The sequence below is a fragment of the Celeribacter sp. HF31 genome, assembly GCF_011806455.1.
Taxonomy (GTDB): Bacteria; Pseudomonadota; Alphaproteobacteria; order Rhodobacterales; family Rhodobacteraceae; genus Celeribacter.
Genome location: NZ_JAATOT010000002.1, coordinates 508,709 through 530,862, shown reverse-complemented (window position 1 = coordinate 530,862; position 22,154 = coordinate 508,709). Strand labels below are relative to the sequence as shown.

Below are 22,154 nucleotides of genomic sequence, written 5' to 3'. Positions count from 1 at the left end.
GGTCTGCGGAGTGAAAACCGATCCGACTGTCCGATATGCGACGTTGAACGGTGTGGCCGATGCGGCGGGATTTCGACGCGCCCTGTTGAAAGGCGAGCTGGGCAGCGGTGTTTTGGAAAATGGCGCATGGCTTGGCGATACCTTCGGAAAACTCGCCAAGGTGGGAAATATCGGCACGCTCGCGCGCGATATCGTCGAAGAACGCCTGATGGAGGCGCTGCCTGAGACGCTGATCTTTGACGATCTGGAGCGCACGGCCATGACGCCGGAGCTTGTGTTTGGCCTGATCAACGATTTCGTCGAACATGAGGGCAAGCGGGTGATCCTCTTGGTGAACTCCGAGAAGCATCCGTGGAAAGACAAGTTTCTCGAGAAAAAGGAAAAGCTGATCGGGCGGACCTTGCGGGTCGAAGCGGATATGGATGCCGCTTTACCTGCTTTCATCAAGCTTATGGATGAGGGCAGGGGGAAACAGTACCTGAAGGACCATCCCGATCTGATCCGAGAGGTCTTCGAGCAGGCCGGACACAACAACCTGCGCCTCTTGCGCAATGCGCTTCGGGAGTACGCGCTGGTGCTGGACCGGATTGAAGATGCGCTTTTCGAAGCGCAAGAGCCCATGGCGCGTTTCACCCGCACCTATCTCGCCCTCGCCATGGCGCTGGGCAAGGGCGAGATTGCGGAGGAGGATTTGGGGCGGCGTGCGGATTGGAAGGTGTTTTCGCCCTCGGAAGGGGAACCTCATACGTTCAAAACGATCATGGACCGTCATCAAGGCGCCGACATCATGGCTGGCTCAGGCGGAACCTTGAGTGTTGCGCTCGGCCAGACCTTGCTTGGTCGCGGGTTTGTTAACGAGGCTCTATTGAATTTGGAGTTGAGGGCGACAGGCGCGTTCAGGAAACAAGAGGACAATCCTCTTTGGCTCCGAATGGTGAAGTGGCGGGAGCAACCCACGGAACAGTTGAAAGACGATATTGAAGCAGCAAAGTCATATCTTTTTGAAAAAGCTGATATAGGAACTGGGCCGTTTCTGCACATTGCGGATAACCTGATGCAAATTCATGTCGCTGCGGGACAGGAAGACCTCGCCACGGATCTTTCGGAAAAATGCGTCGCGCGCATCCACGCGCTGGGCGAAAAGGACTACATTCCAAAAGCAAGGTTTGGCATGGAGTTCGGCTGGTCGGGGGAACTTCGAAGGTTTTCATTTGGTGGATATGCGAGCGAACCTAGTCCTCATTTCATGCCCCTCATTGTCGCGATGCGAGAGCAACAGCTTTCGCGCTATGAGAGGGAGCTTCAGGAAGAAGCAGAAGATCTGACCCTCAAAATCGAAGAGGATTTTGAACATGCCGGCTGGAAATTCGTTCGGAACATGGCGGGGCCTTCTTTTTACGATTCGCCCGTGCTGCATCTTTGTGACCCGAAACGTATCGCGATAGTCGTGTTTGACGCGATATCTGCGGGGAAGCAGGATGAGATTGGCGGGTTCGTTACGCGTCTTGGCGAGCGCCACAGCGCGGACAACACATGGGACGATGAGCGCAAATGGGCGATGTCCCTGCGCGCTGAACTCGAAAACCTTGCCCGGTCGGCTGGCTTTGTCGAACAGGCGCAACTCGCGGCCTTTCTAGAATTCTACTGGAAATTGACCCCACCAGACACCGACTAACCCGTTTCCTTTGTTGCATAAATACTCAAAACAAAAGCCCCGTGTTTCCACGGGGCTTTCTCATGTCACAACAGGCGCGATCAGGCTTCCGCTTAGGCTTTCGCCAGGTTCCGCAGCACGTAGTGCAGCACGCCGCCGTTTTCGATGTATTCGATCTCCGGCGCCGTATCGATGCGGCATTTGACCTGGATGGTTTTCTTGGTCCCATCCGCGTAGGTGATGTCACAATCGAGCGTTTCCAAAGGCTTGACGCTGTCGAGGCCCAGAATGGTGACGGTTTCGTCGCCTGTGAGGCCCAGCGTTTTGCGGGTGTCGCCGCCGGTGAATTCAAAGGGCACAACGCCCATGCCCACCAAGTTGGAGCGGTGGATACGTTCAAAGCTCTCCGCGATGACGGCTTTGACGCCCAAAAGTGCGGTGCCTTTCGCGGCCCAGTCACGCGACGAGCCCGCACCATATTGTTCTCCACCGAAGATCACGAGGGGGGTGCCCGCTTCCTGGTAAGCCATGGAGGCATCGAAGACCGAGGTCTGTGCGCCATCCGGGCCTTTGGTGTAGCCGCCTTCGACGCCATCGAGCATTTCGTTCTTGATGCGGATGTTGGCGAAGGTGCCGCGCATCATGATCTCGTGGTTGCCGCGCCGCGAGCCGTAGGAATTGAACTCCCGCACCGGCACCTGATGCTCGACCAGATATTTGCCCGCGGGGGTGGTTTCCTTGAAGGAGCCTGCCGGGGAAATGTGGTCGGTGGTGACCATATCGCCGAGGATCAGAAGGACTTTGGCGTTCTCGACGTTTTGGATCGTGCCTTTTTCCGGTGCCATGTTTTGGAAATAGGGCGGGTTCTGGATGTAGGTCGACGCGGGCGGCCAGTCATAGGTATCGCTGCCGGAGACCTCGACGCCCTGCCATTTCTCGTCGCCTTTGAACACATCCGCATATTTCGCCTGAAACGCCGCGCGGGTCACGGTTTTCTCCACGAGTTCGGCAATCTCGGCATTGGTCGGCCAGATGTCTTTCAAAAAGACGTCATTGCCGTCCTTATCCTGCCCCAAAGGCTCAGAGGTCAGGTCGATGTTCATGTCGCCCGCCAGAGCATAGGCCACGACCAGCGGCGGGGAGGCGAGGTAGTTGGCGCGCACGTCGGGCGAAATCCGGCCCTCGAAGTTGCGGTTGCCGGAGAGCACGGAGGTGGCGATCAGATCGCCCTCCGCGATCGCCTCCGACAGCTCGGGCGCGATGGGGCCGGAGTTGCCGATACAGGTCGTACAGCCATAGCCCACGAGGTTGAAGCCGATGGCGTCGAGATCCTCCTGCAGGCCAGCGGCCTCCAAGTATTCGGTCACCACCTGAGAGCCGGGCGCGAGCGAAGTTTTCACCCAAGGCTTGCGGTTCAGACCCAGCGCGCGGGCTTTGCGCGCCACAAGACCGGCACCGATCATCACATAGGGGTTCGAGGTGTTGGTACAGGACGTGATCGAGGCGATCACGACGGAGCCGTCATGCAGCTCGTAATCCTGACCTTTGACGGGGTGTGATTTGTTGATCTCGACGGATTTGGTGGCGGCGGGGCCTTCTTCCACCATGCCCTTGGCGGCGTCGGAGACGTCGATGCCACGATAATCCGCGACGACTTTTTCAAAGGCGGAAGCGGCAGAGGTCAGGGCCACATAGTCCTGCGGACGTTTCGGGCCGGAGATGGCCGGAACGATGGTGCCCATGTCCAGTTCGAGCGTCGAGGAATAGATCGGATCGTAATCCGCCCCGCGCCAGAAGCCGTTTTCTTTCGCATAGGCCTCAACCAGCGCGATGCGGTCCTTGTCGCGGCCGGTTTGCTCCAAATAGCGCAGCGTCTCAGCGTCAATCGGGAAGAAGCCACAGGTCGCACCATATTCCGGCGCCATGTTGGCAATCGTGGCGCGCTGTGCCAGCGGCAGGTTGTCGAGGCCGTCGCCATAGAATTCGACGAATTTGCCGACCACGCCATGTGCGCGCAGCATTTCAACGACCTTGAGCACCAAATCGGTGCCCGTGGTGCCCTCAATCATCTCGCCGGTCAGTTTAAAACCGACGACTTCCGGGATCAGCATGGAGATCGGTTGGCCGAGCATGGCGGCCTCCGCCTCGATCCCGCCAACGCCCCAACCGAGGACGGCAGCACCGTTGACCATGGTGGTGTGGCTGTCGGTGCCCACGAGCGTGTCGGGGTAGGCGACTTCCACGCCGTCCGGGTCCGTGTCGGTCCAAACGGTCTGCGCGAGGTATTCGAGGTTCACCTGGTGACAAATCCCGGTGCCCGGCGGCACAACGCGGAAGTTCTCGAACGCGGTCTGGCCCCATTTGAGGAACTGGTAGCGTTCCATATTGCGCTCATATTCGCGGTCGACGTTCATCTGGAAGGCGCGCGGGTTGCCGAATTCGTCGATCATCACCGAGTGGTCGATCACAAGGTCGACGGGGACGAGCGGGTTGATCTTTTTCGCATCACCACCCAAGGCCTTAATGCCGTCACGCATGGCGGCCAGATCGACCACGGCGGGCACGCCGGTGAAATCCTGCATCAACACGCGGGCCGGGCGATAGGCGATCTCGCGCGGGTTCTGACCGCCTTTTTCAGCCCATTCGCCGAACGCTTTGATGTCATCGGTGGAGACGGAAAAACCGCCGTCCTCGAACCGCAGCATGTTTTCCAACACCACCTTGAGCGCGGCGGGGAGTTTCGAGAACGCCCCAAACCCGGCCTCTTCGGCGGCGGGGATGGAATAATAGGCGAGGGTTTTGCCGTTCACTTCTAATGTGCGGCGGGTTTTTGCGGTGTCTTGACCGACAACAACAGTCATGGAATGCCTCCGGGTCTTACTAAAACTGCGCGGCACAACGGTCTGTTGTACCTGACGTGGCTGTCTCGAATCTTAGCGCATTCTGGCGTCATGTCCATGACAGGACCTGCAAGAGGGGCGTGCAACAGGGTTTGTTGCGATGGACAGAACAGAGCGCAGGGCACTAGAAGAGATTTGATCTGTGAGCGCTCGCATATCTTGCATGTGCGGAACGCTTCGTATACTTTTGCATACAAATAATTCGAGAGTCGGGAAATGCAAGTCTGTGCGGCCCGGTTTTTCGGGTTTTTGTCACCAACTCGCATCTCAAATCGCACACCAAATTGTAGGGACCGTCATGAGCTTGTACACCGACTACCTAACCGAAATCGAAACGCGCAAAGGTGAGGGGTTGCACCCGAAGCCCATCGACGATGGCGCACTGGTTGCTGAGCTGATCTCCCTGATTGAGGATGAGGGCAATGCGCATCGCGAAGAGGCGCTGAACTTCTTCATCTACAACACCCTGCCGGGCACCACAGGCGCTGCGGGCGTGAAGGCTGCTTTCCTCAAGAAGATCATCCTCGGGGAAACCACTGTCGCGGAAATCACCCCGACCTTCGCCTTTGAGATGTTGTCGCATATGAAGGGCGGCCCGTCGGTCGAGGTTCTGCTCGATCTCGCGCTGGGTGAAGATGCCGCGATTGCCGAAGAGGCTGCTGAAGTGTTGAAGACCCAGGTCTTCCTTTACGAGGCTGACATGGATCGTCTGAAAACCGCCTTGGAGGCCGGGAATTCGGTCGCCAAGAGCATTCTGGAAAGCTACGCGAAGGCCGAGTTCTTCACCAAGCTTCCGGACATCGACGAAGAGATCGAAATCGTCACTTACATCGCCGCCGAAGGCGACATTTCGACCGACCTTCTGTCGCCGGGCAACCAGGCGCACTCCCGCTCCGACCGTGAGCTGCACGGCAAGTGCATGATCAGTGAGCAGGCGCAAAAGGAAATCGAGGCGCTGAAGCTGCAGCACCCCGGCAAACGCGTCATGCTGATCGCTGAAAAAGGCACCATGGGTGTCGGTTCAAGCCGGATGTCCGGCGTCAACAACGTGGCGCTCTGGACCGGCAAACCGACCTCTCCCTACGTGCCTTTCGTCAATTACGCGCCGATTGTTGCGGGCACCAATGGTATCTCGCCGATCTTTCTGACCACCGTTGGCGTGACCGGCGGTATCGGGCTCGATCTCAAGAACTGGGTCAAGAAGCTGGACGAGGACGGCAAGCCGATCCTCAACAACGAAGGCAACCCGATCCTCGATCAGAAATATTCGGTGGCGACCGGCACGGTGCTGAAAATCGACACCAAAAACCACAAGCTGCTGAGCGAAGACGGCGAAGAGCTGGTGGATGTGTCCGCTTCCTTCACGCCGCAAAAGGTCGAATTCATGAAGGCGGGCAGCTCCTATGCGATCGTCTTCGGCAAGAAGCTCCAGACATTTGCCGCCGAGACGCTGGGCGTTCCCGCGCCGCAGGTCTTTGCGCCTGCCAAGGAAATCTCGCACGAAGGTCAGGGCATGACAGCGGTCGAAAAGATCTTTAACCGCAATGCCGTCGGTGCGACCCCGGGCAAGACCCTGCACGCTGGTTCGGACGTCCGTGTGGCGGTCAACATTGTGGGTTCTCAGGACACCACCGGCTTGATGACCTCGCAGGAACTCGAAGCGATGGCCGCAACGGTCCTGTCGCCGAAGGTGGACGGCGCTTATCAATCCGGCTGTCACACCGCGTCGGTCTGGGACAAGAAAGCACAGGCCAACACCCCGCGCTTGATGAAGTTCATGAACGATTTCGGTCTTGTTACCGCGCGTGACCCGAAGGGCGTCTATCACTCCATGACGGACGTGATCCACAAGGTTCTTAACGACATCACCGTTTCCGACTGGGACATCATCATCGGTGGCGACAGCCACACCCGGATGTCCAAAGGTGTGGCTTTTGGTGCCGACAGCGGCACCGTGGCGCTGGCGCTGGCGACCGGTGAGGCGACCATGCCGATCCCGGAATCGGTCAAGGTGACCTTCAAGGGCAAGATGGCCGATCACATGGATTTCCGCGACGTGGTCCATGCCACACAGCAGCAGATGCTTGCACAGCATGGCGACAACGTCTTTCAGGGTCGCGTGATCGAGGTGCACATTGGCACGCTGCTGGCGGACCAGGCCTTTACCTTCACCGACTGGACCGCGGAGATGAAGGCCAAGGCCTCGATCTGTATCTCCAATGACGAAACGCTTATCGGCTCGCTGGAGTTGGCCAAGAGCCGCATCCAGATCATGATCGACAAGGGCATGGAGCATGACAACGGCATGCTTGCAAGTCTGATCGCCAAGGCCGATGCCCGTATCGCAGAGATCAAGTCCGGCGAGCGCCCGGCCCTGACCCCGGATGCGAATGCCAAATACGCCGCCGAAGTGGTTGTCGATCTTGATCAGATCAATGAGCCGATGATCGCGGACCCGGACGTGGCCAACGCCGATCCTTCGCGCCGCTACACCCACGATACCATCCGTCCGATTTCCTACTATGGTGCGGACAAAAAAGTCGATCTCGGGTTTGTCGGTTCCTGTATGGTGCATAAGGGTGACGTCAAGATCGTCGCGCAAATGCTCAAAAATATTGAGAAAGAGACCGGCAAGGTCGAATTCAAAGCGCCGCTCGTGGTGGCCGCGCCGACCTACAACATCATTGATGAGTTGAAGGAAGAGGGCGACTGGGAAGTGCTTCAGAAGTACTCGGGTTTCGAGTTCGACGATCTCTTCCCGAAGGCCAACGCGCGCACCGAGTATGAGAACACGCTCTATCTGGAACGTCCGGGCTGTAACCTCTGCATGGGCAACCAGGAGAAGGCCGAAAAGGGCGACACCGTTCTCGCCACCTCGACCCGCCTGTTCCAGGGCCGCGTTGTGGAAGACAGCGAGAACAAGAAAGGCGAAAGCCTCTTGGCCTCGACCCCCGTTGTGGTGCTCTCCGCGATCTTGGGCCGCACGCCGACGCTCGACGAGTACAAACACGCGGTTGAAGGCATCGACCTGACGAAATTCGCACCGCCGCTCCAAGTCCCGGCAACCACGAAATCCGCGCATTTCTGATCCGTCAGAGGTGAGAGTTTAAAAGGGGGCGGCACCTGAGGTGTCGCCCTTTTTCGTGCCTCACGCCGCGATCTGGAACCGATGGCGGTACGCGCCGGGGCTGACGCCCGTGGCGGCTTTGAACAGACGGGCAAAGGCGGGCACATCGTGATAGCCGACCTGCCAGCAAATCGTGGTCACGGGCAGGGATGTCAGTTCCAAGAGCCCTTTGGCGCGCTCCACCCGCAACTCCTGCACATAGCTGTTGATGGTCAGGCCGGTCGCCTTCGCGAACCGTCGATGCAGGGAGCGTTCGGACATCCCGGCACGTTGGGCCAGCGCGCGCACTGACAGATCCTCCCCGGTGTGGCTCTCCATCCAAAGCTGGAGGCTGCGGATGCTCTGGTCGGTGTGGCTCATGTTCGGGCTGAACCGGCGATAGGTCTGCTGTTCCCGCCCCGCCGGGTCGATCAACATCTGACGACAGATGCGCGAGACCGTCGCAGGCCCCAGCCAGCGCCCAACCAGATGCAACCCGAGATCGACCCAAGCCATGACGCCCCCCGCCGTCACCACATCGTTGTCGTCCACGAGAATGCGTTCGGGGGTGAGCATGACCTTGGGAAATGTCGCCCGGAAATCCGCCTCAAGCGCCCAATGCGTGGTCGCCGGGCGGCCCTCGAGAATGCCCGCATAGCCAAGCCAGTAGCCGCCCGCACAGGCCGAGCACATGATCGTGCCTCTGAGATGCTGACGCCTGAGCCACGCGTGCAACGGGCCGTCCTCTTCGCCCCGCACTCCGGTCAGGTTCGGAGGCAGGATCACGGCATCGAACCTCTGTGTCTCGTCCAATGAGGCAGGATCCAAAAGCCGATGGCTGATCTGGCGCGCCGGGGAGGCGTCGGCGAGCCGGTTGGCCACGTCGAACATTTCGCCTAGCCCATGCAGCGCGGATTGCTGCGCGCCTTCGTAGGCGACGAGGGCAATTGTTGGCGTATCTGGCATATTATTTGTCATATGCGCCAATCGTAGATCCGCCTTTGTCGCCTGTAAACCGACAAGGACAGACTGATTTTCACCAGTTTTCCACCAGATTTCCATGGAGGCCCTCATGACCACATCCGCCCTGATCCTGATCGACATCCAAAACGATTACTTCCCAAACTTCCCCGACAGCAAAATGCCACTTCCGGCCATGGATGCGGCCTCTCAACAGGCGGCAAGCCTGCTCGCCGCCGCGCGCGACACCGGGATGACGGTGGTGCACATTCAACACGTGATGCCGACCAAAGACGCGCCGTTCTTTATCCCTGACACGCCGGGTGCCGAGATTCATGCGAGCGTCGCGCCGCTGGCCTCCGAGACGGTGGTCACAAAGGCCCGACCATCGAGTTTCGTGGGCACGGGGCTGGACGCGCTGTTGCGCGACGCTGGGGTGGAGCAGCTGATCGTTTGCGGCGCCATGAGTCAGATGTGCGTCGATGCGACCGTTCGCGCGGCGGTTGATCTGGGCTATAAGGTCACCGTCGCTCACGACGCCTGCGCCGCCGCCTCTGTTTCGCATGGCGGCGTCGATGTGCCCTCCGAGATGGTGCATGCCGCGATCATGGCGCCTCTGGCGGCCAGCTATGCCAAGGTCGATCCGACGGCGGAGATCCTGGCCAGACTCAAGAGCTGACCCGCACCTGTCGCATGACCGGCGATCTGATCGGCCGCCTGTGACCCTCACGGCACGCTCAACGCCCTGTAACAGCATCTCGCAATTCCTTGATTGGCCAGATGCGTGCAAGCGGCTTACACCTAGGGCGCAACCGACGGAGCCGACATGCGACAGATTTTTGCAGCTTTGAGACCCTTATCCCCCTCTCGCCTGATGCGGAGTGGGGTCTTGGCGCTTGCTGTCGCACTGCCGTGTGCCGCGCCCCTGGCCGCTCAGGAGGCTCAAAGCTCTGCTCAAAAGCCGCTCGTCGTGGTCGAACTCTTTACTTCTCAGGGCTGCTCGTCCTGTCCGCCCGCGGATGCGATGATGGCCGAACTCGCGACGCGCGAGGGGGTGTTGCCGCTCTCCTTGCATGTCGATTACTGGGATTACATCGGCTGGCGCGATCATTTCGCCAAACCCGAATTCACCAAGCGGCAGAAAGCCTACGCCCATGCCGCAGGCAAACGCACGATCTACACGCCGCAGCTCATCGTCCAGGGCGCAGATCATCTCGTTGGCGCGAAACCCATGCGGCTTGCAGATCTGATCATGCGCCATCACGACCAAACCACCGCGCCCGTGACCCTTTCCGTCACGCAGACCGGGAACAGGTTGATGATCACCGCCATGCCGATGGGGGCGCTGCCGCCCAACATGCGCCTGCAGATCGTGCGCTTCGATCCGCATGAACGTGTCTCCATCACCCGGGGCGAAAACGCGGGCCGCGAAGTGGATTACACCAATATCGTCACCGAATGGCGTCCTCTCGTCGATTGGAACGGGCAGCAGCCTCTTGCCGTCGCTTTTGATCTCGATGGGCCCGAGAGCGCCGCGGTCGTGCTTCAGGCCGCGAGCCCCAATGGCCCCGGTCCGATCCTCGCCGCTGTGCGCACGGATGCGCCCAACGGCCAAATCGCCTCGCAGTGACGTTTTGCATTTTGGCGATATGATTTAATCCAACGTAAAGGCTTCTCCGCTAACAAGGTCGCGATGTTGCACGCTGCAACCCTGCTGGAGACCGATATGCGCCTGATGCCACCCCGTTTCTTTTCCTCTGTCCCGACTGCGTTGCGGACTCTCTGCGCCTCTGTGGTTTTTCTTTGCGCGGGGAGCTTGGCCGGCATGGCTGCCGAGTCGGACATTGAACCTCTGAACCAAGAGGCGATCTCGCAGGTGCTTCGGGTCTATTTCGAGGATGAAATCGCGGAGATGCTGCAGGAGCCTTGGCTGCTTGGCGCCATTCGGGCGCAAAACGAACGCACAAAGGGGCTGACAGAGGCCGAAATCATCGATCTTGATCAAGAGTGGCGGGCCCAAGTGGGGGAACAGGATCATCCCATGGTCGATGCCGTGGTCGAAGGCCCTGTTGCCGAGCATCTGCTGCATAAAATCGCCCGTGCAGGCGGCGTGATTGCGGAAATCTTTGTCATGGATGCGCAGGGGCTCAATGTGGCTGCGGCCGCCCCGACCTCGGATTATTGGCAAGGCGATGAGGCCAAATTCCAAAAGTCCTTTGGCGCTGGCAAAGATGGCATGGAAATCGGCGAGATTGAGTTCGATGCCTCGATTGGCATCTCTCAGGCGCAGGTCTCCGCCACCATCGTGGATCCGGCCACGGGCGAGCCGATCGGCGCCGTGACGGTGGGCGTCGTTGCGGATTTGTTGCTTTAAGGCCGGGGATCAGAGCTGACTTCGGCCAGCTCTTGCGCCAGGCGCTCCGGCTTCCAGCGCCGGTGAATCCAGAACCACTGTTCCATATGCTGGCGCGTGATGGCCTCGAGGCTGTCGTTTAGCGCCTGAGCCATGTCTTCCGGTGCTCCATGCGCAATGGGCGCTTCGACTTGCACCCGGAAATTCAGCCCGTCTGCCTCGCGCACGCCATAGATCGGCACCAGAAGCGCGTCGTATTTCAACGCCAGCTCCGCCGCGGACAGGGCAGTCCGCGCCGGTTTGCCGAAAAACGTCAACATGGCGCCTTGGTGGACATAAACGTCAGAGAGAAATCCGATCATCCCGCCGGATTTCAGATGTTTCAACAATTGCGCATAGCCTTTGCGCCCGCGCGGAAACAGAGGCTGGCCTATGGTGCCGATGGCTTTGACGTAATGCGCGTTGAAGAATTTGTTCTTCATCGGATTGTAAAGCGAGCCGACGTCATAACCATGCGCGATAAGAGCGGCGCGCGGCACGTCGTAATTGCCGAAATGTCCGGTGTGCAAAATGACCGGGCGGCGCGTGTCGCGCGCTTCGCGCAGAATCTCGGCGCCGGGGCCGTCAAAACGGATGTCCTTCATCTTGGCGATGAATTCCGGGCCGGAGTAAATCTCGATCAGGGTGCGTCCGGCGTTGTCCGGCACGGCCCGCATCAGGCGCCTGACCTCGGCCTCCGGCAGATCGGGCAGGACATGGTTCAGGTTCTCGCGCACCCGGTTTGAATACCCGGCCAGCGGGGCAAAAACCCGCGCCATGAACCAGCCCATGAAGCGCACCCGAGTGCGATAAGGCAAAGACAGCGCCATGGCCAAAAGCCCACGCGTCGCAAGATTGCCAAGGTACTGCCCCAGCGTCCCTTCGATCTCTCCGCGTTTGATTTTCATGGCTGTCCCATCTCTTCGGGCACGGGGGCTGCCGTGCCAGCCTTGCGTTCTCGGTGCCAGACATAGAGCGCGGCGGCCACGATCACAAGACCACCCAAGGCCGTCCAAAGGTCCGGCAAAGTGCCGAAGGTGACATAGCCGAGACCGGCGGCGGCCAGAAGGCCGAGGTGCGAAATGGGCGCGATGGCGGAGGCTTCGGTCACGGAATAGGCCCGGATCATGGTCAGTTGCCCAAGCGTGCCCAAGACGCCGATGGCGAGCATCAGACCCAGAGCTGTTGCATCAGGGCGGACCCAATGGAAGGGCACGATGAGCGTCAGACCACCCGTGCAAAACAGCGCGGAATAGAGCAAGGCGGTGATCGGGCTTTCCTTGAGGCCGATATGTCGCGTCGCGAGGACGTAGGTCGCAAGGCAGGCCGCCGTGGCCAAGGGCCAAAGCGAAGCGGGGGTGAAAATCTCCGAGCCAGGGCGGATGATCATGAGCGCGCCGATCAGGCCGAAGGCAACGCCGAGACTGCGGCGCAAGCCGACCTTTTCTTTCAGGAAAAGCGCCGCGCCCAGAGTGATCAGCATGGGCGACAATTCGGCGATGGCGGTCGCTTCGGCGAGGCCGAGGTGTTGGAGCGCGGCAAAGAAAAACGCGGTCGCGCCAAGCTGCATGATGGCGCGCAGCAGCTGAAGCCAGGGGTGGTCCGTGTTGAGGGCAGGGCGCAGGCGCGGCCCGAAGATCAGGGCCAACACCAAAAGCTGGCCGCCATAGCGGGCCCAAAGCACCTGGGGCAGGCTGACACGCTGCCCCAAAAGCTTGGCGGTCATATCCATCGTGGCGAAAACCGTGACGGAGACCAGCATGTAAAGAATGCCGCGCGACTGTGCGGGCAGGCGGGAAAACCAGATCATCTGGGGGACGCTAAGAGCGGCGCTGTCTTTTGTCCATATGACGGGCTGCAAAGGCGGTCCGCGTCACAGCCGAGCCTGTGTCTAAAGCGTTTCTCAAAAACTTGAGGCACTCATTTTTTGAGAAACGCCGCAATATCAATCCAGTGTGGCAACGTTTTTCGCTCAATCTGATTCAGATGAAACGAAAATGCTTTAATCGTCCCCGGTCAAAAGGAAAATCTCGCCCGTGGCCTCCAGATCACGGATCGCGGCCACCACGGCATTCATGGCCTCCTCGGCGTCCGTGTCCTTGACCTTGCCGAGGTTCTCCATTTCTTCGCGCAACCCGTCGGCCATGCGTTTGGACATGTTCGACAGGATGAACTCGGTGGAGGCAGCCGCCTCGCCTGTGGCACCCGCGAGCGCCTTGATCAGCAGATCCTGCTCGACGCCACGCACCACTTTGGCGACATCGCGCGCATCGATGCGGGTGGCGATATTGGCATAGGTAAAGATGTTCTTGCGGACCTGTTCGGCGAAGTCCTTGTCGGTTTCATCCAAGCCCTCAAGCACACCATCGCGTGTGCTCGACGACGAGAAGTTGAGGATGGCGCCGACGCGTTCGGGCGGCTCGTCGGTGAAGGCCTGAGACGGTTGCGAATCGAGTTGGGCGGCCAGAGAGATGCCGATGCGTTGCACCACTTCGGGGGAAACTGAGGACGTCAGCGAAATCGCGTAGGCCACACGCCGGGCGCGTTCGCCGGGGAGCATGGACATGAGCTGCGCGGCTTTCGAGACCTTGAGCTTGGACAACAGCACGGCGCCCACCTCGACGCTTTCTTCCTGCAAAATGGGCAGAAGGCGGGGAATTTCCACATCCGAAATGCGCTGCCACGGGTCACCGGTGAGTGAGAAACCTGCGTTGGAGCGCAGTTTGGAGGCGGTGGTCGCGGAGATTGTGCCATCGAGCACCTTAAGCGCGCCCTCAAGACCGCCGGGAAAGCTGAGCCCGATGGCTTCGAGCTCTTCGAGGAATTCCTCGACCACAGAGGTCAGAGTGTGTTTGTCGATATAGCGCAGTTCTGTGAGCTGATGCGCCAGCTCGACCTGCATCTCCTCGGGGAAGGTGGCAAGCGGTAGCTTGACCTCTTGCGCGGCGAGAAGTTTGACGATGATCGCTGCCTTGGCCTTTTTCGACAGGCGTGCGGGCATACGCGACACGGGCGGCGGCAGGTCAAAGCCCCCACCAAAGTCCCCGGTGTCCCCCATGTTTCCCATGCCGCCCAAATCGGGCAGGGACCCCATATCGTCAGAGATTTGCGGCAATCCGTCCACGCGCGCCTCACAGCCATTTTAGCGATTCACTTTTGTTGGGATCACCATGGAGGATGAGCCTTAACGCAAAGTGACCAGCGGCGCGAAATTTACCGAAAAATGCGTTTATCCAACAACCTGTTGGACGCAGGTGCCGGTTTCCTTGTCCCATGTATAGCCGTCCGCGCAGGAGGCGAGTTTTTGTTCATGGGGGCATGTGTAGTCCTGCGCCACGAGGGCGGAGGGGACGAGCAGGACAGTGACGAGAAGTGTGCGTTTCAACATGAAAATCTCCCGAAAACGAAATGCGCTTTCGGGAGATCATATCATAGAATCAGTGATTTTCGCAGGGGTTTGAGACAGGCGTTATTCGCCGAAGACCCGCCCGGCGCGATTACTCGCCAAACACCCGCTTAAAGATCGTGTCGACATGTTTGGTGTGATAGTCCATGTCGAATTTCGCGTTGATGCCATCGACGCCCAATGCCTTGACCACGTCTTCGTCGGCCAAAAGCTGTTCGCGGAAATCGACGCGATCTTCCCAGACTTTCAAGGCGTTACGCTGCACCATGGAATAGGCATCTTCGCGGGACACACCGGCTTGGGTGAGCGCCAGAAGCACGCGCTGGGACATCACGAGCCCCGGGAATTTGTTCATGTTGGCCAACATGTTCTCCGGGTAGATGATCATTTTGTCGACCACACCGGCGAGACGGTTGAGCGCAAAATCAAGCGTCACAGTGGCGTCGGGCCCGATGCCGCGCTCCACAGAAGAGTGCGAAATATCGCGCTCGTGCCACAGCGCCACGTTCTCCATCGCGGGCACCACGGTCATGCGGACGAGACGGGCGAGACCGGTGAGGTTCTCGGTCAGAACCGGGTTCTTCTTGTGCGGCATCGCCGAGGAGCCTTTTTGGCCCATGGAGAAAAACTCAGCGCCTTCAAGCACTTCGGTGCGCTGCATGTGGCGAATTTCAATCGCGATGTTTTCGATCGACGACGCGATCACGCCCAAAGTGGCAAAGAACATGGCGTGACGGTCGCGCGGGATGACCTGGGTCGAGATCGGCTCGGGGCGCAGGCCCATCTGCGCGCAGACGTGCTCTTCAACCGCCGGGTCGATGTTGGCAAATGTGCCGACCGCGCCGGAAATCGCGCCGGTGGCAATCTCCCATTTGGCTTTCTCGAGACGGTTCTTATTGCGATCCATCTCGGCGTAGAAACGCGCAAAGGTCAGACCCATGGTGGTGGGCTCGGCGTGAATGCCGTGGGAGCGGCCGACGCGCACGGTCATCTTATGTTCCATCGCGCGTTTTTTCAGCGCGGCCAGAACCTTGTCGACGCCTTCGAGAAGGATGTCGGCGGCGCGCACGAGTTGAACGTTGAGGCAGGTGTCGAGGACGTCCGAGGAGGTCATGCCCTGATGGACGAAACGGGCCTCTTCGGAGCCAACGTGTTCAGCGAGGTGGGTCAGAAAGGCGATGACGTCATGTTTGGTGACGGCTTCGATCTCGTCGATGCGGGCGACGTCGAATTCGACGTCCTTGGCTTTCCACACCGCATCCGCGTTTTCCTGCGGGATTACGCCGAGTTTGGCCTGAGCGTCACAGGCGTGGGCCTCGATCTCGTACCAGATTTTGAACTTGGTGGCGGGTTCCCAGATGTCGACCATCTCTTTGCGGGCATAACGGGGGATCATCGGCAGGCCTTTCAGGTTATACAAACGCGTCGCGGCTCTCTTACGGGGATGGGGCGCGGCGTGCAAGTCTGACGCATGTGATGCGGATCAAAAGCCTTTATCAAAAGGCTTTGGGACATAGGCGTGCCGTGGTAAAATCCAGTTTTAAGAAAGCACTTTGGGGTGGGACGGCTTTTGTTCGATTATGGGGATCCGAAGCTGACGACATTGGCGTTTGAGCTTCATGACATCGTTAGGCCCTCTGGGGTCGTATTCTATCGCGCGCGGCATGAAGGCGGACAGACGCTTCTCGAGGTGCTGGCCAACACCAGCACGCCAGTGAACCAGCCGCTGGAGCGGCTTTTAATGCCGGACAAAACGATCGGGCATCTGGTGGTCGAGATGGAGCAGGAGATCGTGATCGACGACACGCTGACGCATCCTTTGGTGCGGGACAGCGGGGCGGTGCATAGCATGGGGATCATGGCCTATCTCGGCGTGCCCTGTCGTCTGAATGGCGAGGTGATCGGGGGCATTTCTGCGGTGCATCAACATCGGCGAAGCTGGTCTCAATCGGATATCGATGCGGCCCGTTGGGCGGCGCGCAGCTATGAGCTGATCGCGCAGGAACGCCTGGAACGGCAGATGAAAAAGGACTGGCCAGAGCGCGACGATCCTGAGACAAGCGGCCCTGAGACAAGCGGCCCTGAGACGAGCGGCACGGAAGAATAGCCGGCCCAAGAGGGGCGCGCGGGGCGTCGAGAGGAGCGTGATGATCCGATTGCAAGACTTTGCCGGGCGCTGGTCCATGGCGCGCGAGATTGAGGATTTTCGTGCCGATGCGCGGTCTGACCTGACGGGCACCTGCGACTTTGTGGCGGACGGTGAGGGCGGATTTTGGCAGGACGAGCGCGGCTTTTTGCACCTGCCGGGGCGCGACAAGCCGTTGCAGGCGGAGCGGCGCTATCTTTGGCGCGCGGTGACGCAAGAGATCGCGGTGTTCTTCGACGACGGGCGTTTTTTTCATAGCTTCGACCCGAATGCCTCCGCGCCCGAGGCCGATCATGCCTGCGACCCGGATAGCTATCAGGTGCGCTATGAGTTCGGGGATTGGCCCAATTGGACGGCCAATTGGCGCGTCACCGGCCCGCGCAAGGATTACCGGTTTCAGACCCGCTATTGGCGTTAAAGCGTTTCTCAAAAAACTTGAGGCACTCAATTTTTGAGAAACGGAGCAATATCAATTCAGTGTGGCAACGTTTTTCGCTCAATCTGAAACAGATTAAACGAAAAACGCTTTAAGGCCCCATCAGGTTGACGATGCCATCTCGCAGCAAACCGAAAACGGCGTGGCGCAACTCGTCCTGAACCACAAGCAGGCCGAGAAAGATGCAGAACCCGCTGAGGCGAAACCAGAACCCCATGCTGTAGAGGCCGTCGATGAAACGGGCAAAGCGGCTGGGGCTCGGGTGATACTTCATGGTTTGGTGATCAGCGAGGTGCTGCCGATCCTTAGCCCGTCGAGCAATGCCTCTATCGCCGGGCCAAGGCCGCCTTCGGTGTAGATTGCCGGGAGGAGAACCGCACCGATCGCCAGTACATGCCAGATCGTCCAACGGTCCCGCTGTTTGCGCCCACGCACCGACCATTGCCCGCGCATCATCGCATAGGCGCGGATCGGGGCGCCAAACATCAAACGCAGGGGCAGGGGCACGCTTTTGAGCGTGTCTTTTTCGACCTGATCCCGGTCCAGCTCGTAAAGCCGGGCCTCGAGACGTGTCACCTCGCGTTCTTGGCTGTGGTTGAGGTGCGGTTTGCTTTTCAATTCCGCCAGACGGCTGCGGGCGGTCTCTGCCTTGGGCGGCAGGAAAAAATGCCGTGTCGCATGGCCTTTTTCCGCCGTGCGAAAGCCCTCGCGCCGCGCTTTGAGGGCGCGGTCGATTTTGCGGTTGTTCGGGTGGCGGCTGTCGAGCGGGTGCAGCTCACGCGACAATCCCAACATGGGGCCAAACATGGGCGCCTCTTCATCTGATCTCTTGAACCTCACCTTCGCGAGGCGCCACGGCAGGATTTGGGCAGGATTTGGGCAGGATCGGGAAAAAGCCGCGCTCAGCCCTTTGTCATGTCAAAGAGCATCGTGAGTTCGCAGTCGGCCATGCCCATGTTCTGAAACACGGCGAGCGTCTCCGGGTCGCCCTGCAACATCATCGCGAGGTTCAGCACCGAGGAGGTCTCGATCAGGGTCGGTGTTTTGACCTCAAAGCCGACATCGGCGGAAATATCCATATTCTCGCCCGCATTGGCCAAAACTTCGCCCTCATAACTGTTCGGGCCGGTCTGGGTCCAACTCAGGCTCTGCCCCTGCGGATTGAGGAAATTGAGCGCATCGGGATGGTTCGAGCCGTGCCACGCGATCTCATGGCTTTGCGGCGGTTGCTCTGCCATGCCTTGCAGCATGTTCATCATCATCGCGCTACAATTTTTCTGGGTCATCTCGCGAAAGGTGACGGTCCAAAGCCCGTCTTCGGGGACAATCTCGCCATCCGCACCCGCGTCCCCTTCAAAGACCTCGATGGCGGCCTGTTCTGTGCCGTCCTGCATCACCGGGATGACATGGGGGATCTCAAGCACGCCACCGTTGTCTTCGTGCAATTGCTGCGGATCGGCGGCAATGATCGTGCCGCCCATCCCATCAGGCGCGCGCAAGATCACATGGCTGTCCTGCGCCACTGTGTCGGGGTCGATGCCATAGACGATGGCGGCATCTTCAATCGAGATTGTGGCCTCTTCCAAGGTACAGCCATGCCCGGCTTCGCAACTGACAATGCGGGCATTTTCCGCGACGCCAGCCTGCGCCAACACCACCAACAGACCGGTCGACCCGGCCAAACCAACACTTTTTACACGGCTCATATGAGGCTCTCCCTGACGTGATTGGGCGATATAGAGCAAGAATGCGTCGGCCCGCCCGTTCTGTCAGGGGGAAAATGTCGAGGGACGCGGCAGGGGATTGCCTTAAGGGCAAACCGCCTTGACGATATAGCGCGCTTCCGGCACGCCGCCGACAAAGGACAAGACATCGCCGCTTGAGGCCATGGCCGGTTCTGTCACCTGACACAGGCTCATGCCGCGCACGACATCTGCGGCGATTCCGGGCTGTTGGGCGGGCGCGATCGCCGTCGGGCGACCGGATTTGCCCATGAACATCACCACATAGGTGACATTGCCCGAGGTGGCCTTTCCGGCGCGGCGCACTTCGACCGTCTCGCCATTGACGCGGGCGGTGCCGCCCATGCGGTTGGTTTCATAGGTCATTTTGAACGCGACCCGGCTGCCTGTCATGGCGGGTGTGCGCGATGCTACATCTGCTGCGACACCCGATGATGCGACCGGTGTGGCGGGCACAGAGGGCGCGGCACTTGCGGCGACGGGGGCCGGGGCCGTCGTGACCTGTCCTGCGCCGGAGCCATAGGGGTTGGCGGTTTTGTAGCTCTCGTAATCCGGGATGACATCGCCGCCACAGGCAGCGAGCGCGAAAAGGGCAGAGGCGGCGAGGGGAAGGCGGAAGGAGGTCATTGCAAATTCCATTAATCTATTGGTTTGTAATCAGAATAGGTCCGAAGATCTATGGGATCAAGTGACCGAGGGCCTGAACCGCACATCGGGATAGCCGTCTTTGGCCACCTTGGTGCAGAGCGCCTCCCACTCGCAGCCCGGGCAGGCGCTTCGGATGTCGCCTGTGGCAAAGCCCCGGCGCAAAGCTCTGGTGCTCTCCGGCGTCAGGGTCAGACGCGCGCCGGGGGTGATCTCTGTACTCAGAAGATGACCCACATCCTGCGCGGCGCGGGTGTCCCGCGAGATCACCGAGGGGCCGTGGCAATGTTCCCTGAGATCGCAGGCAATCGGCGCGCAGATGTCATCCGGGCCCGCCGTGATTTCGACCTCTTCGCCCGCGTTCAGACGCGCGACGATCCGGTCATAGCCCGCGACGAAGGCGGGGGAATAGCCTTTGCCGACATAGGTCAGGAGGCACAAAAGGTGATGCGGGCGCAGTGTGATGGTCATGGTGACGACTTACCGCAATGGCGCGGATGAAAACAGATGGGAACAGCAACGGCCCCTGCGGCGTTGACCCGCATGCGAGTTGAATCGCGAAGGACGGGGCGGAACATGTCGCAGAAAACAACAACACATCAATCCGAGGCGCATCAGGAAGAGGTGCTCGAAGAGGCGTCGAGCATGGCCGCGCCTCTGGTCTTTGAGGTGATCCGCCGCGAAGGCGCCGAGGAATTGCAACGGCCGAACTCGTCTCTGGCCATGTCCGCAATGATCGCGGGGTTGGCGCTTGGGTTCTCAGTGCTGGGCAAGGCTTTGTTTCATGCGCATCTTCCGGATGCTCAGTGGCGTCCTCTGGTGGAAAACCTCGGCTATGCCATCGGCTTTGTCATTGTGATCATGGGGAAAATGCAGCTTTTCACCGAGAACACCATCACCGCCGTCGTGCCGTTTCTGACCCGCCCGACGCCTCGGGTGTTCGTGCGGATCATGCAGCTTTGGGGCATCGTTTTGCTGTTCAACCTCGCCGGATCGGCACTCTTTGCCGCGGCGGTCTATCACATCCGTTTCACCGAGCCGGAGGTGTTTGAGGCGCTGGTGACGATTTCTGAGCACGCGGTCGAGGGCGGCGTCTGGCAGGTGCTGTTTCTGGGCGTTGGGGCCGGGTGGCTCATCGCCTGTCTGGTCTGGATGATGCCCAACGCAGGCTCCGCAAAACTGTTTCTGATCATTCTGGTCACCTGGCTGATCTCTCTGGCAGGGTTCTCTCATGTGATCGCCGGGACCAGTGAAGCGGTTCTGCTGATGCTGACCGATCATCTCACGGTGGGAGAGGGCGTCTTCGGATTTATCCTGCCCGCGCTTGTCGGCAATATCCTTGGCGGGACGGTGATTTTCACCGGGCTGATCTGGGCGCAAATCCGCGCGGAACGCTGCGAGGTGGACCCGGCGTTTGTCCTGTGCGCCCTGCGTCGGAAGCAGTCGAATTGAGGGGCCAGCCGGGGCCACGTCCCCCCAAAAGTCGAACGTCACATAAGTTTGCTAAAATCCTGGGCCCTGAGAGTGTCCAGAGCTTTCCCTTTCAAAGACGCTATGGCTTCAACGGTTTCAATGGTTTCCCGACTGTACAAGTTAACGATCTTATCGTTTACCATCATTAAATACAGGGCACCGCTTTGGCACCTGATGAAGTAGAACATGCAGGATTTAGAAATTTCCTCCGGAAAGTCTTCGTCTGTAAGGAAACTTAGATAGGCGATGCTTTCAGAGGGGGCGACCTGTTTCAAAAGTTCGTACGCATAGCGTGTCGGTTTTTGTTGGGCTGCACGTTTTTGTAGTTCAGCGACCTCTTTCAGCGAACGGCGAAAAATGCTATGGTAAACACCATTTTTACTGACGTCGTCGCAGATGACCACCTCGTCTGAAGTGACAAAGCCGAAAAATTGCCCGACTTCGGTTTTGAGTTTCCAGACCATATTCGCAGGATCGGTAAAGTCGCCCCCCTTCGAGTTAAAGAAGGGGTTCTTCTTGTCTCGCGCTTGGCTTATGCTTTCAATAAGGAAAGTCTCTTCGTTTACATAAAAACCAGCTACGCTCGCCCTGAAGATTGAGATAATTCCCTGCGTTAGCAGATCGTCTTGGGCTTCGATGATTTTGGCACGCTTGCGCAGCTCAAAATTCGGGTTTTGACGGTAGAGATTTTTACGTCTCTCGCGACATTCTTCCTCAGACAGAAATTCGACAAGCGGTGAGGTTTTAAGCCATTCTCGGACTGCGAGGTAATAGGTTTCGTCGTCCAGAGCAAAAAAACTCTCATCGAACTTATCAAGAGCCTGAGCTCTTTGTGTGAAGCCATTCTGAGAAGCTGCGTCTTCAGGGAAGTCTCTCTGCCATCTTAATACACCCTGCAGAATGTCACGATACTGTGTGCACCCAATCAACTGGAGACCTTTGAGCGCATATGGAATCATGTGGTCATTGTTTCCCATGAGATTGGAAAGATTGCCCAGATAACGCGAATGCCCGCCGTTCATGGCCTCACCGATGTAATAATCGGCCGCGAATAGCCAAGAGGCTTCAATCGGGAATTCCCCTGCTAGAAAACCGGCTGAATGGATAGCCGCCTGAGTATAATCGTGTAGCGAGGACCAAGCATCGTAATATTTGGCGTTTTCTTGCATGCTGGGTTTCGAAATGAAGATTTTTTTGAGGTGCAGAGGGGAAGATGAAGAAGACGATTTTTGTTCGATAGATGCGCTCACGATTTGGCCTCAATGTCTTGTCTTTTAAAAATTTGCTTTGTCTG

General features: G+C 59.0%; 21 protein-coding genes. 8 read left to right on the top strand and 13 right to left on the bottom strand.

Annotated elements, in window-relative coordinates; all coding sequences use genetic code 11:
- Positions 1-10 precede the first annotated feature (10 nt).
- The gene (locus tag HCZ23_RS06015; protein WP_167600780.1) at positions 11-1,675 is read left to right on the top strand and encodes a hypothetical protein; all 1,665 of its coding nucleotides are present in this window, start codon (positions 11-13) and stop codon (positions 1,673-1,675) included.
- 92 nt (positions 1,676-1,767) lie between these two features.
- Here HCZ23_RS06015 and acnA read toward each other — a convergent pair whose 3' ends face one another.
- Positions 1,768-4,515, bottom strand: coding sequence for an aconitate hydratase AcnA (gene acnA / locus HCZ23_RS06010; RefSeq protein ID WP_167600779.1), 2,748 nt, complete (start codon positions 4,513-4,515; stop codon positions 1,768-1,770).
- A gap of 337 nt (positions 4,516-4,852) precedes the next feature.
- Between acnA and HCZ23_RS06005 the strand changes: the two genes are divergently transcribed.
- Positions 4,853-7,642 carry a bifunctional aconitate hydratase 2/2-methylisocitrate dehydratase gene (locus tag HCZ23_RS06005; protein WP_167600778.1) on the top strand — a complete coding sequence of 930 codons (2,790 nt, stop codon included), beginning with the start codon at positions 4,853-4,855 and terminating at the stop codon, positions 7,640-7,642.
- 60 nt (positions 7,643-7,702) lie between these two features.
- Here HCZ23_RS06005 and HCZ23_RS06000 read toward each other — a convergent pair whose 3' ends face one another.
- A complete protein-coding gene (locus tag HCZ23_RS06000; protein ID WP_254869945.1) occupies positions 7,703-8,626 on the bottom strand; it encodes a GlxA family transcriptional regulator in 924 nt (307 codons plus the stop codon).
- A gap of 106 nt (positions 8,627-8,732) precedes the next feature.
- Here HCZ23_RS06000 and HCZ23_RS05995 point away from each other — a divergent pair, with 106 nt between their 5' ends.
- From HCZ23_RS05995 to HCZ23_RS05985, 3 genes are all read left to right on the top strand, one after another.
- On the top strand, positions 8,733-9,299 hold the full coding sequence (locus tag HCZ23_RS05995; RefSeq protein WP_167600776.1) for a cysteine hydrolase family protein: 567 nt from the start codon (positions 8,733-8,735) through the stop codon (positions 9,297-9,299).
- A 210-nt stretch (positions 9,300-9,509) separates the two neighbouring features.
- A complete protein-coding gene (locus tag HCZ23_RS05990) occupies positions 9,510-10,250 on the top strand; it encodes a thioredoxin family protein (protein WP_254869944.1) in 741 nt (246 codons plus the stop codon).
- 195 nt (positions 10,251-10,445) lie between these two features.
- Positions 10,446-10,994, top strand: coding sequence for a hypothetical protein (locus HCZ23_RS05985; protein ID WP_167600774.1), 549 nt, complete (start codon positions 10,446-10,448; stop codon positions 10,992-10,994).
- Here the strand turns inward: HCZ23_RS05985 and HCZ23_RS05980 are convergent.
- The 5 genes from HCZ23_RS05980 to purB all read right to left on the bottom strand — a co-directional run bounded on the left by HCZ23_RS05980 (position 10,991) and on the right by purB (position 15,814).
- Positions 10,991-11,920, bottom strand: a complete 930-nt coding sequence (locus HCZ23_RS05980) for a lysophospholipid acyltransferase family protein (protein WP_167600773.1) — start codon at positions 11,918-11,920, stop codon at positions 10,991-10,993. The two genes, HCZ23_RS05985 and HCZ23_RS05980, sit on opposite strands and share 4 nt — an antisense overlap.
- On the bottom strand, positions 11,917-12,822 hold the full coding sequence (locus tag HCZ23_RS05975; RefSeq protein ID WP_167600772.1) for a DMT family transporter: 906 nt from the start codon (positions 12,820-12,822) through the stop codon (positions 11,917-11,919). The genes HCZ23_RS05980 and HCZ23_RS05975 overlap by 4 nt, the downstream gene beginning before the upstream one ends.
- Before the next feature lie 192 nt (positions 12,823-13,014).
- Positions 13,015-14,136: a flagellar motor switch protein FliG gene (locus tag HCZ23_RS05970; protein WP_368487303.1), complete on the bottom strand. Its 1,122-nt coding sequence runs from the start codon at positions 14,134-14,136 to the stop codon at positions 13,015-13,017.
- A gap of 105 nt (positions 14,137-14,241) precedes the next feature.
- Entirely contained in the window at positions 14,242-14,400 is a 159-nt protein-coding gene (locus HCZ23_RS05965; RefSeq protein WP_167600318.1) for a hypothetical protein, read from the bottom strand.
- Between the two features lie 109 nt (positions 14,401-14,509).
- Positions 14,510-15,814: an adenylosuccinate lyase gene (gene purB / locus HCZ23_RS05960; RefSeq protein WP_167600771.1), complete on the bottom strand. Its 1,305-nt coding sequence runs from the start codon at positions 15,812-15,814 to the stop codon at positions 14,510-14,512.
- Between the two features lie 174 nt (positions 15,815-15,988).
- Here purB and HCZ23_RS05955 point away from each other — a divergent pair, with 174 nt between their 5' ends.
- Positions 15,989-16,525, top strand: coding sequence for a GAF domain-containing protein (locus HCZ23_RS05955; RefSeq protein ID WP_217703127.1), 537 nt, complete (start codon positions 15,989-15,991; stop codon positions 16,523-16,525).
- A 40-nt stretch (positions 16,526-16,565) separates the two neighbouring features.
- Positions 16,566-16,982 carry a DUF6314 family protein gene (locus HCZ23_RS05950; RefSeq protein WP_254869943.1) on the top strand — a complete coding sequence of 139 codons (417 nt, stop codon included), beginning with the start codon at positions 16,566-16,568 and terminating at the stop codon, positions 16,980-16,982.
- Between the two features lie 109 nt (positions 16,983-17,091).
- Here the strand turns inward: HCZ23_RS05950 and HCZ23_RS05945 are convergent, their stop codons facing one another.
- The 5 genes from HCZ23_RS05945 to HCZ23_RS05925 form a co-directional block, all read right to left on the bottom strand.
- Complete coding sequence (locus tag HCZ23_RS05945) at positions 17,092-17,274, bottom strand: hypothetical protein (protein WP_167600769.1); 183 nt, start codon at positions 17,272-17,274, stop codon at positions 17,092-17,094.
- The gene (locus HCZ23_RS05940) at positions 17,271-17,807 is read right to left on the bottom strand and encodes a hypothetical protein (protein WP_167600768.1); all 537 of its coding nucleotides are present in this window, start codon (positions 17,805-17,807) and stop codon (positions 17,271-17,273) included. Before HCZ23_RS05940 ends, HCZ23_RS05945 begins: the two co-directional genes overlap by 4 nt.
- 95 nt (positions 17,808-17,902) lie before the next feature.
- Positions 17,903-18,706 (bottom strand): hypothetical protein, encoded by an 804-nt coding sequence (locus HCZ23_RS05935; protein ID WP_167600767.1) that lies wholly within the window; start codon positions 18,704-18,706, stop codon positions 17,903-17,905.
- A 102-nt stretch (positions 18,707-18,808) separates the two neighbouring features.
- A complete protein-coding gene (locus HCZ23_RS05930; protein WP_167600766.1) occupies positions 18,809-19,369 on the bottom strand; it encodes a hypothetical protein in 561 nt (186 codons plus the stop codon).
- Between the two features lie 57 nt (positions 19,370-19,426).
- Complete coding sequence (locus HCZ23_RS05925; protein ID WP_167600765.1) at positions 19,427-19,858, bottom strand: DUF1284 domain-containing protein; 432 nt, start codon at positions 19,856-19,858, stop codon at positions 19,427-19,429.
- A gap of 105 nt (positions 19,859-19,963) precedes the next feature.
- Between HCZ23_RS05925 and HCZ23_RS05920 the strand changes: the two genes are divergently transcribed.
- The gene (locus tag HCZ23_RS05920; protein ID WP_167600764.1) at positions 19,964-20,839 is read left to right on the top strand and encodes a formate/nitrite transporter family protein; all 876 of its coding nucleotides are present in this window, start codon (positions 19,964-19,966) and stop codon (positions 20,837-20,839) included.
- 38 nt (positions 20,840-20,877) lie between these two features.
- Here HCZ23_RS05920 and HCZ23_RS05915 read toward each other — a convergent pair whose 3' ends face one another.
- A complete protein-coding gene (locus HCZ23_RS05915; RefSeq protein WP_167600763.1) occupies positions 20,878-22,110 on the bottom strand; it encodes a DUF4375 domain-containing protein in 1,233 nt (410 codons plus the stop codon).
- Between the last annotated feature and the right edge of the window lie 44 nt (positions 22,111-22,154).

Bases quoted from the DNA above. Each gene is read 5' to 3' on its own strand.
- acnA (WP_167600779.1), bottom strand. From the start codon at position 4,515: ATGACTGTTGTTGTCGGTCAAGACACCGCAAAAACCCGCCGCACATTA.
- HCZ23_RS06005 (WP_167600778.1), top strand. From the start codon at position 4,853: ATGAGCTTGTACACCGACTACCTAACCGAAATCGAAACGCGCAAAGGT.
- HCZ23_RS06000 (WP_254869945.1), bottom strand. From the start codon at position 8,626: ATGCCAGATACGCCAACAATTGCCCTCGTCGCCTACGAAGGCGCGCAG.
- HCZ23_RS05995 (WP_167600776.1), top strand. From the start codon at position 8,733: ATGACCACATCCGCCCTGATCCTGATCGACATCCAAAACGATTACTTC.
- HCZ23_RS05985 (WP_167600774.1), top strand. From the start codon at position 10,446: ATGGCTGCCGAGTCGGACATTGAACCTCTGAACCAAGAGGCGATCTCG.
- HCZ23_RS05980 (WP_167600773.1), bottom strand. From the start codon at position 11,920: ATGAAAATCAAACGCGGAGAGATCGAAGGGACGCTGGGGCAGTACCTT.
- HCZ23_RS05975 (WP_167600772.1), bottom strand. From the start codon at position 12,822: ATGATCTGGTTTTCCCGCCTGCCCGCACAGTCGCGCGGCATTCTTTAC.
- HCZ23_RS05965 (WP_167600318.1), bottom strand. From the start codon at position 14,400: ATGTTGAAACGCACACTTCTCGTCACTGTCCTGCTCGTCCCCTCCGCC.
- purB (WP_167600771.1), bottom strand. From the start codon at position 15,814: ATGATCCCCCGTTATGCCCGCAAAGAGATGGTCGACATCTGGGAACCC.
- HCZ23_RS05950 (WP_254869943.1), top strand. From the start codon at position 16,566: ATGATCCGATTGCAAGACTTTGCCGGGCGCTGGTCCATGGCGCGCGAG.
- HCZ23_RS05945 (WP_167600769.1), bottom strand. From the start codon at position 17,274: ATGAAGTATCACCCGAGCCCCAGCCGCTTTGCCCGTTTCATCGACGGC.
- HCZ23_RS05940 (WP_167600768.1), bottom strand. From the start codon at position 17,807: ATGTTTGGCCCCATGTTGGGATTGTCGCGTGAGCTGCACCCGCTCGAC.
- HCZ23_RS05935 (WP_167600767.1), bottom strand. From the start codon at position 18,706: ATGAGCCGTGTAAAAAGTGTTGGTTTGGCCGGGTCGACCGGTCTGTTG.
- HCZ23_RS05930 (WP_167600766.1), bottom strand. From the start codon at position 19,369: ATGACCTCCTTCCGCCTTCCCCTCGCCGCCTCTGCCCTTTTCGCGCTC.
- HCZ23_RS05925 (WP_167600765.1), bottom strand. From the start codon at position 19,858: ATGACCATCACACTGCGCCCGCATCACCTTTTGTGCCTCCTGACCTAT.
- HCZ23_RS05920 (WP_167600764.1), top strand. From the start codon at position 19,964: ATGTCGCAGAAAACAACAACACATCAATCCGAGGCGCATCAGGAAGAG.